The 253-nt window shown below is 72.3% G+C and carries 1 pseudogene; it reads right to left on the minus strand.

Annotation, left to right across the window (positions count from 1 at the left end):
- Window positions 1–253 (minus strand): annotated as a pseudogene (locus SB822_RS59090) (hypothetical protein); the annotation flags it as partial.

Genomic DNA, 253 nt, shown 5'->3' on the forward strand with positions numbered 1-253 from the left:
GGCGTTCGCCAGCCAGTTCGCGCACGGCGTCGCGACCGAGCCAGGCGCCCGCGGCCCAGCCCGCCGCCGCGGCGATCAGCGTCCCGGCGAGCGCGTAGGCGGCCCCGGCGATCGCGCCGAATACCAGCCCGGTTACGGCGATCAGCAAGGTGACCGGCACCGACAGCAGAGCGGCCACTGCGTACATCGCGACTACGGCAATCGGACCGAAATGCGTTGCGGCGAGCCGTTGTGCGTCGGCGGTCAGTTTGGC

Origin of the sequence: Paraburkholderia sp. SIMBA_054, assembly GCF_046534875.1 — a bacterium.
Classification (GTDB): domain Bacteria; phylum Pseudomonadota; class Gammaproteobacteria; order Burkholderiales; family Burkholderiaceae; genus Paraburkholderia; species Paraburkholderia hospita.